The organism is Luteibacter mycovicinus (assembly GCF_000745235.1).
Taxonomy (GTDB): Bacteria; Pseudomonadota; Gammaproteobacteria; order Xanthomonadales; family Rhodanobacteraceae; genus Luteibacter; species Luteibacter mycovicinus.
Window position 1 is genome coordinate 1,832,758 of the sequence record NZ_JQNL01000001.1, and the last position, 13,141, is coordinate 1,845,898.

Here is a 13,141-nt window from a genome sequence, read left to right on the forward strand (position 1 = left end):
GTAGAGAAGGGTTGTGCACAGGCGGAGTGGCGCCTTCGCATTTGTCAAGGTTTTGCGGACGCCCGCTGAACGATCGTGACAAGCAATTTGCAACTAATTGATTCATAAGTATATTTCAGCTTGGTTAAAATGTACGCAAGCTAACCCGGAGGGCCCAACCATGCGCCTTGGACCCCCTCCATCCGAAGCTCATCCACAGAGTTATCCACAGAGCCTGTGGATAACCTCGAAACCCTCCCGACGGCGGGCACTTACTCGCGATTCCTCTTCCCGGAGGTCTCAATAGGTCCCAAACCCATGGCGCGGTGGTCAATCATTGACCAGCAAAATCGGTATACCCCGGTAAACTAGGGCCGGCATGACACTCGTTCTCCGCGTCGCCTTACCCGTCCCTTTGCTCACCCTGTTCGACTACCTGCCGCCGGCGGTGGGCGAAGCGCGGGCGGGATCGCGCGTGCGGCTGCCTTTCGGTAAGGGCGAGATGGTGGGCATCGTGGTGGACCCGGCCGCCGAAGCCGCCGTGGGTGTGAAACGGCTCAAGCGGGTGAGCGAGGTACTGGACGATGCGCCTCTGCTCGATGCCGAGCTCATGGCCACCCTGGCCTGGGCGGCGGATTACTGGGCCGCCGCGCCGGGAGAGGCCTTTTCCAATGCCCTGCCCCTCGCCCTGCGCGAGCCGCGCGCCCTTCCCGCGACCGGGCGTGAAGTCTGGTCGCTGACCCCGGACGGGCAGGCGGCGCGCGAGGCGAAGCGGCGCAAGGGTGGCTCCGCCGCTTTGCTGGACGCCCTCGCCGGGGGCCCGCGTGCCGCCGACGAGCTGGGACTGGCGCTGCCCGACTGGCGGGCCGCCGCGCGTCGGCTCGCCGAGGCCAATCTGGTCGAACGGCAGGAGATCGAGGAAGCCGTCGCTCCGAACAGCCCCGCCCCCGGCCCGGCCCTCAGCGAGGAACAAACCGCCGCCGTCGCCGCCATTGGCGAGGGCTTTGGCGGCTTCCAGCCTTACCTCCTCGACGGCGTGACCGGCAGCGGCAAGACCGAGGTGTACCTCGCGCTGATCGAACGCGCGCTGGCGGAGGGCAGGCAGACCCTGCTGCTCGTTCCCGAAATCGGCCTGGCGCCGCAGACGGTGCGCCGACTGCGCGAGCGACTCGGCGTCGCTATCGAAGTACTGCATTCGAACCTGGCCGAGGGCGAGCGCGCGCGCGCCTGGCTGCGCGCCCGCAACGGCAGCGCACGTGTGGTGCTGGGCACCCGCTCGGCGGTGTTCACACCGTTGCCGTCGGCCGGACTGATCATCGTCGACGAAGAGCACGACGCCTCCTATAAGCAGCAGGAAGGTTTCCGTTACCACGCCCGCGACCTGGCCCTGGTGCGCGCCCGTGCCCACGGGGTGCCAGTGGTGCTCGGCTCGGCGACGCCCTCCCTGGAAACGCTCGGCAACGTCGCCGCGGGTCGCTACAGGCGCCTGGTGCTGCGCGGCCGCCCCGGCGCCACGCAATCGACCCGGGTGCAGATCGTCGACATGCGCGCCCAGCGGCTCGACCACGGCATGTCGCCCACGTTGATCAACGCCGTCGCCGCCTGTGTCGGTCGTGGCGAGCAGGCGCTCGTGTTCCGCAATCGCCGCGGCTACGCGCCTGTGCTGCTCTGCTACGACTGTGGCTGGCACGCGGACTGTCCGCGCTGCGACCGGCCGATGACGCTGCACGCGGGCCGTCGGCGCCTGATCTGCCACCACTGCGACAACACCGTGCCGGTGCCGGCGGCGTGTCCGTCCTGCGGATCGGCCAACATCAGCCCGCAGGGCCAGGGCACCGAGCGACTGGAAGAAGCCCTCACCGAACGGTTTCCCGAGGTGCCCGTGGTTCGCATCGATCGCGAGACCACACGGCGCAAGGACGCCTTCGGCGACATCCTCGACGGCCTGCGCGAGGACAAGCCCGCGATCCTCGTCGGCACGCAGATGCTGGCCAAGGGCCACGACCTGCCCAACCTGACGCTCGTCGCCATCGTCGGTGTGGATGAGGGCCTGCACAGCGTGGATTTCCGTGCGAGCGAGCGGCTGGCACAGCTGGTGGTCCAGGTCGCCGGCCGGGCCGGCCGGGCAAGCAAGCCAGGCAGCGTCCTGCTGCAGACCCACCATCCCGATCATCCGATGCTCCATGCGCTTCTTCGCGGCGGCTACGGCGCGGTGGCGACGGAGTTGCTGGAGGAGCGCCGGCTGCTCGAGCTGCCACCGTTCGCCCATCAGGTGCTGCTGCGCGCCGACGCGCACGGCCGCGCGGAGGTCGACGACTTCCTCGGCCAGGCCAACGCCGTGCTGGGCGATCCGGGCGACCTGCGTGTGGCGGGGCCCATGCCGGCCCCCATGCCGCTCAGAGCCGGTCGTCATCGCGGCCAGTTGCTGGTCGAGGCAGGCACGCGCGCGCGCCTTCACGCGTTTCTGCGGCCGTGGCAGCAGGCGCTTACCGCGCTGCCCGCGGCACGCAAGGTGCGCTGGTCGCTGGACGTCGATCCGATCGATCTGTACTGAGATTACTGAATCGATACCTTCGGATGCCTGTCACTTCACATCGAACGGCGCGACAATAGGGGTCTCATCAGGTAACGGAACTCTCAACGTGACCACTCAGCTCGAGCAACTGCGCAAGATCACCACCGTCGTGGCCGACACCGGCGACATCACCGCCATCGCCAAGTACAAGCCGGAAGACGCGACCACCAATCCGTCGCTGCTGCTGGCCGCCGCCGGTATCCCGACCTACTCGGGCTACATCGACGAAGCCGTGCAGTGGGCCAAGAGCCAGAGCAACAGCCGCGACCAGCAGCTGACCGATGCCAGCGACCGCCTGGCCGTGCTCGTGGGCCGCGAGATCCTCAAGATCGTCCCGGGCCGCGTTTCCACGGAAGTCGATGCCCGCCTCTCCTTCGACACGAACGCCTCGATCGAGAAGGCCAAGCGCCTGATCGGCTTCTACGAAGACATCGGCATCGACAAAGAACGCATCCTGATCAAGCTCGCCTCGACATGGGAAGGCATCCGCGCGGCGGAGAAGCTGCAGAAGGACGGCATCAACTGCAACCTGACGCTTCTCTTCAGCTTCGAACAGGCCGTGGCCTGCGCCGAAGCCGGCGCGTTCCTCATCTCGCCGTTCGTCGGCCGCATCTTCGACTGGTACGTCGCCAATACCGACAAGAAGACCTACGAGCCGGCCGAAGACCCGGGCGTGCAGTCGGTCCGTCGCATCTACGACTGGTACAAGCTGCATGGCTACGAGACCGTCGTCATGGGCGCCAGCTTCCGTAATATCGGCCAGATCCAGGCCCTCGCCGGTTGCGACCGCCTGACCATCTCGCCCAACCTGCTGAAGGAACTGGAAGAGAACAACGACGACCTGCCGGTCGCGCTGAAGGACAGCGGCCGCAGGGAAGACAAGCCGGCCAGGCTCGACGAGGCCAAATTCCGCTGGGGCCACAACGAAAACGCGATGGCCACCGACAAGCTCGCGGAAGGTATCCGCAAGTTCGCGGTCGACCAGCGCAAGCTCGAGGCACTGCTGGGCGCGAAGCTGTAAAGCCACGCGCGGCCGGGTGTAAGACGAAGGGGCCGCGAGGCCCCTTCTTTTTGCCCGTCGCCCGGTATCTACCGGCGGATCTTGAGAGAGAGCAGCCGCTTTATCGTCGTGCCATACGGCGGCCTGAGCATGGCCGTCACGTCGAAGCGGGCCTGTCGGTACACCGACCGCGCGTGGCTGAAGGTGAGAAACCCGTCGTGCCCGTGGTAGGCACCCATGCCCGAAGGACCGATGCCGCCGAAGGGCAGATCGTCCATCGCCAGGTGCATGACGGTGTCGTTGATCGTGACGCCTCCCGCGACCGTCTTCGCCAGCACGCGCTCCTGCTCCCCGGTGTCGTTGCCGAAGTAGTACAGGGCCAGCGGTCGCGCATGCGCATTGATGTAGTCGACCGCACCATCGATATCGTCATAGGGGAGGATCGGGAGCAGCGGCCCGAAGATCTCGTCACGCATGATGTCCATCGAATCGTCGGCGCCCAGAACCACCGTTGGCGCGATGCGGCGATCGTCGAAACGTTCGTCGCCCTTGCCGAGCACCCTCAATGTCGCGCCTTTCGCACGCGCGTCGTCGAGGTACCCGAGCAGGCGGCCATGGTGACGCTCGTTGACGATGGACGTGTAGTCCGGATTGTCTCGCAGCGTCGGAAACATCGATGCGACCGAGCGTGACAGCGCATCGACGAAGGCATCGACGTGCTTGCGCGGCACCAGCGCGTAATCGGGCGAGACGCAGACCTGACCGGCATTGAGTGTCTTGCCGAACAGAAGTCGTCTGGCGGCGAGTTCGAGATCGGCGTCGCGTCCTACGATAGCGGGAGATTTTCCGCCAAGCTCCAGCGTCACCGGCACCAGGTTTTCCGCCGCGGCGCGCATGATGTGTTTTGCCACCGATGTCGCGCCGGTAAACAACAGGTGATCGAAGGGCAGACGCGAAAACGCTTCGCCGACGTCGGAGCCTCCCGTGAACACCGCCATCTCCGTCTCATCGAAGGCCTTGCGGATCATTCGCTGCATCAGTACCGACGAACGCGGAGTGAACTCGGAAGGTTTGATCATCGCGCGGTTACCCGCCGCGAGGACGCCGGCGAGCGGCGCAAAGGTGAGATTGAACGGAAAATTCCACGGCGAGATGATGCCGACGACGCCCTTGGGCTGATAGTCGATCCAGGCACGCGCGCCGATCAGCGCCAGCGGCGCGGGCGAGACAGGCCGCCGTTCGCGTCGCATCCACCGATGCAGATGGCGCTTCGCGTGCTTCAGCGGCTCGATGGACGCGGCGATGTCCGTGAACATCGATGCGTCGACACTGCGATGACCGAAGTCCTCGCGGAGCGCATCGGTGATGTCGCTGGCGTGGTCGACGAGCAAGCCGATCGCGCGATCGAGGCGATCGATGCGTACCGACGCCGAGGGAGGGCCTTCGGCGAGCTGGGCGGCTTTCTGGCGCTGCAAGGTATCGAGCATCAGCCTAGTGTAGGAGCGCGCCATGCGCGCGAAAAGCCTACGCAGCGATGAAGATGTGCGGCTTCACCGCTGCGTAGGCTATTCGCGCGCGGGGCGCGCTCCTACAGGCCGACCGACAACCTCAGGTCGTCGACCAGCCACCACCCAGCGCACGGATCAGCTGCACACTGGCGCGGAGCTGCCGCGTCTCCAGGTCGATCACGCTACGCCGTGCGTCGAGCGCGGTCGTCTGCGCCTGCACCACGTCGAGGTAGCCCACCGCGCCTTCACGGTACCGGTTCAGCGACAGGTCGACCGAACGCTGCGCCGCATCGGCGGCGGCGCGCTGGTCGTTCAGCGCCGAGCCGAGATCGCGCAGCAGCGTCAGGTTGTCTTCCACCTGCGCGAACGCATTCAGCACGACATCGCGATAACGCGCGCCAGCTTCATCGGTCGCTGCCTGTGCCTGCGCCACGACCGCCTTGCGGCGACCGCCGTCGAACAGGTTGAGCGCGAGCGTGGGGCCGATCGCCCAGAAACGGTTCGGTGCGGTGGCGATGCTGCCCCACGCCGAGCTTTGCCAACCGCCCTGTGCGTCCAGCGTCAGCTGCGGGTAGAACGCCGACCTGGCCACACCGATACGCGCGTTGGCGGCGGCGGTACGACGTTCCGCCGCGGCGATGTCGGGACGACGCTGCAGGATCACCGACGGCACCTCGACCGGAATCGTCGGTACCTTGACCTGCTCGTCGTCGGTGGCGAGCTGGAAGCTCGACGCCGAGTCACCGACGAGAACGGCGATGGCGTGCAACACCAGCGAACGCTGTGCCTGCGCCTGGGTCAGCTGCGATTTGGCGCTGGACAACTGCGTCTGCGCACGCGCGACGTCGAGGCCGGAAGCGATACCCCCTTCATGGCGCGATTGCGTCAGGTTGAGCGCCTTCGCGAAGGCGTCGATGCTTTCGTTCAGCACCTTGATCTGACGATCGAAGCCATTGAGCTGGAGGTAGCTGTCAGCCAGCTGCGCCTGGAGACTGAGACGTGCGGAGGCGAGATCCGCCGCGGATGCCGCCTGCTCCGCCGTGCCCGCGGTGACGGTGTCGCGCACGCGACCCCACAGGTCGATCTCGTAGTCGAACTGCGCGCCGATGGTGTACGAGTTGTAGTAAGTCGGCGACGTGGCGCCGCGAAGCGGACGCGTGTCCGACTCGCGGTTACGCGTGCCGTTACCGTTCAGGCCGATCTGCGGGAACAGCCCCGCACGGACCTGGCGCGTGAACGCCTCGGACTGTTCGTAGTGGGCGAGTGCGGCCGCGAGTGACGCGTTATTCGCGACGAGCTTTGCCTGCAGGTCATTCAGGCGGCTGTCGCCGTAGAGCTTCCACCAGCCGTCGCGATCGAGGTGATCGGCGGGCCGGGCTTCGGTCCACGGCGATTCCGCGTTGGCGTATTGCGGGGCGACGGGGACGTCGGGGGTCTTGTACGCGGGTGCGAGGGAGCAGGCTGACAGGCCCAGTGAGACCACGAGGCCGGCGAGGATCGATCGTGTCGGGGAGCCTTCGCCGACAGGGTTGGCTCCCATCACAGCCCGCATGGCCAGGCCGGTCCGCTGCCGTGTGGAATCACGCCTTGGCATGGTCGGCTTCCGCTTTCTTCGGCGCGTTGACGCGGACGGTGTCGCCATCGGCGAGGCCATCGGGCGGACTCTCGATCAGGCGGTCGCCCTTGGCGATGCCCGAGCCGAGCTGCACGGTCTTGCCCATGTCGCGCGAGATGGTGACGTCCTTGAACTTCACCTTGTTCTGCGCATCGAGCACCGCCACGCGCAGGCCCTTGTCGTCGAAGACGAGCGCGCTTGCCGGCACGTTGAAGAGTGCCACGTTGCCAGGAAGGTCGAAGGTGACGCTCGCGTACGCACCCGGCAGCAACTTGCCGTCCTGGTTGTCGACGGATACCTGCACCAGCGTGGTGCCGGTCGCCGCGCTGATCGACGAAGACGACGATTCGACCGTACCGGTGAAGGTCTGACCGGGGTATTCCGGCACGGTGAGCTTCACCGTAGCGCCCTGCCTGATCGACGGCGCGTAGTTCTGCGGCACGTTGACGTACATGCGCAGCTTGCGCGTGTCCGACACGACGAACAGTTCCTGGCCACCGCCACCGGCGTTGATCAACGCGCCGACGTCGGTCTCGCGAGCGGTCACGGTACCGTCGAATGGCGCGGTCAGCTTCGCGAAGCCCTTGAGTGCCTGAATGCGTTCGAGGTTCGCCTGCGCCGCGGTCGCCAGCGCGTGCTTGGCGTCGTAGTCACCGGTCTTCTCGTCGACTTCCTGCTTGGAGACCGAATCCGAGTCGCGCATGGACTGCCAGCGCTTCGCCGTGGTCTGCGCCAGCGCCTCGTTGGCACGCGCACTGGCGAGATCGGCTTTCGCCTGAAGCAGCTGCTGGTCGAGATCGGGGGTCTCGATCTCGGCGAGCACGTCGCCTGCCTTCACCTTCTGGCCAATGTCGGCCTTCCAGTATTTCAGGTAGCCGCTGGTACGCGCGTAGATGGGCGCACGGGCATAGGCCTGCAGCCGACCGGGAAGGTTGAGGTCTCCACCGCCCTGCCCGCCTTCCGGGCTGACCACGTTCACCGTGGGCACGGCCTGATCGTCGGTCCACTCGCGCAGCTTATGCGAGTCGTTGGCGCGAGTGGCGACGCCGGCGACGACGATGGCGAGAACCACGATCGCGGCGATGATGCCAGCGAGACGGAGACGGCGCGGCGGAGGGGTGTGCAAGGTATCAGGCGACATGGACGGGCTCTCCGGAATTCGCCGGGGTGGGGGACGGGTGACCACGACGCGCGTGGATCATGCTGAAGACGACGGGGACGAAGAACAGCGTGGCGGTCGTGGCGAAGATCAGACCACCGATGACGGCGCGGCCGAGCGGCGCGTTCTGCTCACCGCCTTCGCCCATGCCGAGTGCCATCGGCGCCATGCCGATGATCATCGCCAGCGCGGTCATGAGGACGGGACGGAAGCGGACGAAGCCGCCCTCCAGCGCCGCGGCGGTCGCGTCGCCGAGCTCGGCGAGCCGCTCGCGACAGAAGCTCACGACCAGGATGGAGTTCGCCGTGGCCACACCCATGCACATGATCGCGCCGGTAAGCGCGGGCACCGACAAGGTCGTATGCGTGGCGAACAGCATCCAGATGATGCCCGCGATGGCGGCCGGCAGCGCCGTGACGATCACGAAAGGATCGCTCCACGACTGGAAGTTCACCACGATCAGCAGGTAGATCAGCACGATCGCGCCGAGCAGACCGAAGATCAGGCCGGAGAAGGCGCTGTTCATCGTCTGCACCTGACCGAGCAAAGCGGTGCTGGACGCTTTCGGCAGGAACTTCTTGTTCGCGTCGATCACTTTCTGGATGTCCGCGGCGACCGCACCGAGATCGCGATCCTGCGTCGTCGCGAAGATCTCCACCATCGACTGAATGTTGTACTGGCTGACCACCGAACTCGACGTCGTGCGCGAGACCGTGGCCAGGCCGCCGAGGACCTGCGAGCCGCCACTGCCCGTGCTCGGGCTGATCGGAACGTTCTCGAGGTCCGGCAGCGAGTCGATGCTGTACTGAGGCGTCTGCATCACGATCGGATAGGACACGCCGTTCTGCGGATTGAGCCAGAACGTCGGTGCGATCTGACTGGAGCCGGCCAGGTTGACGCCCAGGCTGCTGGTGACGTCACGCTCGGTGATACCGACCTGCTGCGCACGACTGCGGTCGACGTCGACCTTCAGCGTCGGACTGGCGTTCGATTGCTGGATGCGCGCATCCGCCACGCCCGGAATCTTGCGGATATCGCGCAGCAGCCGGCTGGCGTAACCGAAATTGGCGTCGAGGTTCGGACCACGCACCTGCAGATCGATCGGTGCGGGCGAGCCGAAGTTCAGGATCTGACTGATGATGTCCGCCGGCGGGAAGGAAAACGTCACGCCGGGAAACTCACGCGGCAGCTTCTCGCGCATCTCGCGGACGTAGTCGGCGGTGGGCGCGTGCCCCTCGTTGAGCGCGATCTGGATGTCGCCGTCCTGCGAACCGACCGTACCGGTGTTGTTGTACGTGTTGTTGATGCCCGAGGAGGACAGGCCGATGTTGTCGACGACGGTGCCGAGCTCTTCCCTGGGCACGATGCGGCGTACGGCGTCGGTCACTTCGGCGAACAGACGCGCGCTCTCCTCCACGCGCGTACCGATCGGCGCGCGGACGTGCATGAGGATCTGCCCCGAGTCCACCGAGGGGAAGAAGTTGCGACCGAGCATCGGCACCAGCGCGAAAGACAGCACGACGAAACCCATGAACCCGATCACGAACGCCTTGCGATGATCCAGGGCCAGTCGCAGCAGTCCGTGGTAGCTCTCGCGGATCTTCTCGAAGCGCGCTTCGAAGCGACGCTGGAAACGCACCAGGGGATTGCGCGACGGCGCCTTGCCCTCGCCGTGGGGATCGTCGTGATCGTGCGGGTGGAGCAGATACTTCGCCATCGTCGGCACCAGCGTGCGCGAGAGAATGAACGAGGCGATCATCGCGAACATCACCGCCTCGGCCATCGGCACGAAGAGGAAGCGGGCGACGCCGTTGAGGAAGAACATCGGCACGAAGACGATGCAGATACACAGCAACGAGACGAAGGCCGGGGTGACGATCTGCGCCGCGCCGTCGAGGATCGCCGTCTCCACGTCCTTGCCCTGCTCGAGATGCCAGTTGATGTTCTCGATGGTCACCGTCGCGTCGTCCACCAGGATGCCGACGGCGAGCGCCAGGCCGCCCAGGGTCATGATGTTCATGGTCTCGCCGATCGCCGAGAGCGCGGCGATCGAGCCGAGAATCGCCAGCGGAATCGATGTGGCGATGATGACCGTCGAGCGCCAGCTGCCGAGGAACAGCAGGATCATCAGACTCGTGAGCGCCGCCGCGATGATGCCCTCGCGGGCCACGCCCTCGATGGCCCCGCTGACGAACAGGGACTGGTCGCCGATCGGTGCGATCTTGAGATTGGCCGGAAGACCGTCCTTCATTGCCGCCACGCGCTCCTTGATGCCGGCGATGATCGCCAGCGTGGAAGCGGAACCGTTCTTCAGCACCGTCATCAGCACCGAGCGGTTGCCGTCGACGTGGACGATGTTGGTCTGCGGCGGCGATCCGTCGCGCACGTTGGCGACGTCGCGGATGAACACGGTGGCACCGTTGACCGTCTTCACCGGCAGGTTGCCCAGTTCGTCGATCACCGAGGGCGAGTTGTTGAGCTGCAGGGTGTATTCGTACTTGCCGATCTTCTGCGTGCCCACGGGCGTGATCAGGTTCTGCGCCGCGAGGGCGTTGGCCACGTCCTGGGCCGACAGTCCGCGGGCCTGCAAAGCCGGCGGATCGATGTCGATCTGCACCTGGCGCGTCTTGCCGCCGAACGGATACGGAATGGCGGCGCCCGCCACCGAGGTCAGCTGGGGTCGGATGATATTGAGGCCCAGATCGGCCAGGTTCTGCTCGGTCAGGCCGTCACCGGAGAGCGCCAGCTGGATGATCGGCACCGTCGAGGCGTTGTAGTTGAGGATCAGCGGTGGTGTCGTGCCCGCGGGCAGCTGGCGCAGCAGCGTCTGGGCCACGGCGGTGACCTGCGCGTTCGCCGTGCGGATGTCCACCGTCGGCTGGAAGAAGATCTTGACGATGCCGAAGCCCTGGATCGAGTTGGCCTCGATGTGCTCGACGTCATTGACCGTGGTGGTGAGCACCCGCTCGAAGGGCGACGACACGCGGCCGACCATCTGATCCGGCGGCAGGCCGGTGTACTGCCAGACCACCGCGATGACGGGAATCTTGATGTCGGGGAAGATATCCGTCGGCGTGCGCAGCGCGGCCAGCGGACCCACGATGAGGATCAGCAGGGCGAGGACGACGAAGGTATACGGTCGCGAGAGTGCGATCCGGACGATGCCAATCATGAGGGACGGATTCCGTGCGCGAATGTTGCGTCGCGGCGAATTTTGCGCCCATGACGATCGTCGTCGTAGTTAAGATTTGTTTATGAGCTAACGACCGGGGGGCAGGTGACTGAAAACACAGCGCCTTTTTCGTCCCCACCGACCGACAGCGAGTACCCGTGCAGACGAACGATCGCGCTGACGATGGCCAGCCCCAGACCGCAACCGGGCTTGGTACGGGTTTCGTCCCCGCGGTAGAAACGACGGAACACCGCCTCGCGCTCGCCCTCGGGAATACCGGGGCCTGTATCGGCGATATCGATCCGCGCGTCGCCGGCGGCGTCGGTGGTCGCGACGAGGCGAACCGCCCCGCCGTCCGGGGTGAACTTGATCGCGTTGCCGACGAGGTTGGCGAACGCCTCGAACATCAGTTGCGGATCGCCTCGCAGCGGCGGCAGTTTGTCCAGCCGGATCTCGAAGGCCTGCCCGCGGTCCTCGGCGAGCGGCGCATAGAAGTCATGGACGTTGCGCAGGACCGCGCCGATGTCCAGTTCCTCGAAGCAGGCGCTGCGCTGGCGATCTTCCAGTTCGGACACGCGCAGCAGCGCGCGGAAGCGTCCCAGCACCGTATCGATCTCGGCAACGCACGCTTCCAGCTGATCGCCTTCGGGCGTCTCGGCGAACTGTTGCTGCAGACGGTAAAGCCGCGTGCGCATGCGCGTCAGCGGTGTGCGAAGGTCGTGGGCGATGTTGTCGCTGACGCCCTTGACCTCGCCCAGGAGGCGCTCGATTTCGCCCAGCGTGGTGTTGACCGTCGCGGCGAGCAGGTCGACCTCGTCGCCGCCGCGGCTCACGGGTAGACGCACGCTTAGGTCGCCTTCGCGGATGGGCTCCATGGCTTGCTGAATCGCACGGATGCGGCGGGCTGGCCCTCGTGCGATGAGCACGCCGCCCAGTACGCCCGGGATCAACGTGAGCGACAGGCCCCAGAGCAGGCCGCGCCGGATGATCGCACCGAGGCCGTCGATCGTGGTGCTGTCCTTGATCACGACCAGGCGGCGTCCGTCGGGGAGCTCCCGCGTGATGCCGCGTGCCCGCATCGGCGTATCGCGCGAGGCATCCACCAGCATGGCCTTCACCGAGGTCACGGTGCCGTCCTCGCTCAGTTCATCCGGTACGCGGGCGATGTTGCCGGCGACGCGCCGGCCATGGGCATCGAACAGGCCCACGCGCATGAAGCCCTGGACGTCGACCGCACTGGCCGTCGCCACCGTGTCCGGAAGGTTCCGCGCGTCGGTGCCTTCCAGATAATGGATGCGTGCGACCAGCATCTGGTCGACCACGCGCGACAGGTAGCGTGACGCCTCCCACTGCACCACGCCAAGCAATACGACACACCAGATCGCGAACAGCGCCCCGTAGATGAGGATCAGTCGTGAGGTGGCGGAACGCCAGGCGTCAGTCAGCGGGCGCAAGGAGATACCCCGATCCACGAACGGTACGAATCAGAGGCGCCTGCCCCGCGCCGTCGATCTTGCGGCGCAGGCGTCCGATATGGACGTCGATCACGTTGGTGCCCGGATCGAAATGGAATCCCCAGACGTGCTCGAAGATCATCTGCCGTGTGACGACCTGACCGGCATTGCGCATGAGGAATTCGAGCAGGCGAAACTCGGTGGGCAGCAGCGTGAGCGGCTGACCGCCGCGCAGCGCGTTGTGCCTGACCAGGTCGAGTTCGAGGTCGGCGACACGCAGGCGGGTTTCGTTGGCGGCGGGCCGGCGACGACGCAGCAGCACTTCCGCTCGCGCGGCCAGTTCGTCCGGTGAAAACGGCTTGGTCAGATAATCGTCGCCGCCGGCGCGCAGACCGCGCACGCGTTCGTCGACATCGGACAGCGCGCTGATCATCAGTACAGGCGTATCGATACGCCGCTCGCGCAGCGCGGACACGATGTCGATACCGTCCATGCCGGGAAGCATGCGGTCGAGAGTGATGATGTCATAGCCATCGGCCAGCGCGCGGGTCAGCCCGTCGCGGCCATTGGCCACCCACTCGGCCGTCAGGCCGTGCGCGCTCAGCTCCGCGACGATGTCGCGGGCGGTGACTTCATCGTCTTCGATGACCAGTGCCCTGGGCATCCGCTTGGACTCCTG

At 66.2% G+C, this 13,141-nt stretch carries 8 protein-coding genes; 2 read left to right on the top strand and 6 right to left on the bottom strand.

The window, feature by feature from the left end:
• Window positions 1–358: 358 nt before the first annotated feature.
• Window positions 359–2,533 carry a primosomal protein N' gene (locus tag FA85_RS08270; RefSeq protein ID WP_036109802.1) on the top strand — a complete coding sequence of 725 codons (2,175 nt, stop codon included), beginning with the start codon at window positions 359–361 and terminating at the stop codon, window positions 2,531–2,533.
• Between the two features lie 88 nt (window positions 2,534–2,621).
• Window positions 2,622–3,575, top strand: a complete 954-nt coding sequence (gene tal / locus FA85_RS08275; protein ID WP_036109799.1) for a transaldolase — start codon at window positions 2,622–2,624, stop codon at window positions 3,573–3,575.
• Window positions 3,576–3,643: 68 nt separating this feature from the next.
• Here the strand turns inward: tal and FA85_RS08280 are convergent, their stop codons facing one another.
• From FA85_RS08280 to FA85_RS08305, 6 genes are all read right to left on the bottom strand, one after another.
• Window positions 3,644–5,065 (bottom strand): coniferyl aldehyde dehydrogenase, encoded by a 1,422-nt coding sequence (locus tag FA85_RS08280; protein ID WP_036109796.1) that lies wholly within the window; start codon window positions 5,063–5,065, stop codon window positions 3,644–3,646.
• A 97-nt stretch (window positions 5,066–5,162) separates the two neighbouring features.
• On the bottom strand, window positions 5,163–6,656 hold the full coding sequence (locus tag FA85_RS08285) for an efflux transporter outer membrane subunit (protein WP_239739754.1): 1,494 nt from the start codon (window positions 6,654–6,656) through the stop codon (window positions 5,163–5,165).
• A complete protein-coding gene (locus tag FA85_RS08290) occupies window positions 6,643–7,818 on the bottom strand; it encodes an efflux RND transporter periplasmic adaptor subunit (protein WP_036109792.1) in 1,176 nt (391 codons plus the stop codon). The genes FA85_RS08285 and FA85_RS08290 overlap by 14 nt, the downstream gene beginning before the upstream one ends.
• Window positions 7,808–11,008 (bottom strand): efflux RND transporter permease subunit, encoded by a 3,201-nt coding sequence (locus tag FA85_RS08295; RefSeq protein ID WP_036109790.1) that lies wholly within the window; start codon window positions 11,006–11,008, stop codon window positions 7,808–7,810. The genes FA85_RS08290 and FA85_RS08295 overlap by 11 nt, the downstream gene beginning before the upstream one ends.
• 80 nt (window positions 11,009–11,088) lie before the next feature.
• Entirely contained in the window at window positions 11,089–12,462 is a 1,374-nt protein-coding gene (locus tag FA85_RS08300; RefSeq protein WP_239709121.1) for a sensor histidine kinase, read from the bottom strand.
• The gene (locus FA85_RS08305; protein WP_036109788.1) at window positions 12,446–13,126 is read right to left on the bottom strand and encodes a response regulator transcription factor; all 681 of its coding nucleotides are present in this window, start codon (window positions 13,124–13,126) and stop codon (window positions 12,446–12,448) included. Before FA85_RS08305 ends, FA85_RS08300 begins: the two co-directional genes overlap by 17 nt.
• Window positions 13,127–13,141: the final 15 nt, after the last annotated feature.

Bases quoted from the DNA above. Each gene is read 5' to 3' on its own strand.
- FA85_RS08305 (WP_036109788.1), bottom strand. From the start codon at position 13,126: ATGCCCAGGGCACTGGTCATCGAAGACGATGAAGTCACCGCCCGCGAC.
- FA85_RS08270 (WP_036109802.1), top strand. From the start codon at position 359: ATGACACTCGTTCTCCGCGTCGCCTTACCCGTCCCTTTGCTCACCCTG.
- FA85_RS08290 (WP_036109792.1), bottom strand. From the start codon at position 7,818: ATGTCGCCTGATACCTTGCACACCCCTCCGCCGCGCCGTCTCCGTCTC.
- FA85_RS08285 (WP_239739754.1), bottom strand. From the start codon at position 6,656: ATGCCAAGGCGTGATTCCACACGGCAGCGGACCGGCCTGGCCATGCGG.
- FA85_RS08280 (WP_036109796.1), bottom strand. From the start codon at position 5,065: ATGGCGCGCTCCTACACTAGGCTGATGCTCGATACCTTGCAGCGCCAG.
- FA85_RS08295 (WP_036109790.1), bottom strand. From the start codon at position 11,008: ATGATTGGCATCGTCCGGATCGCACTCTCGCGACCGTATACCTTCGTC.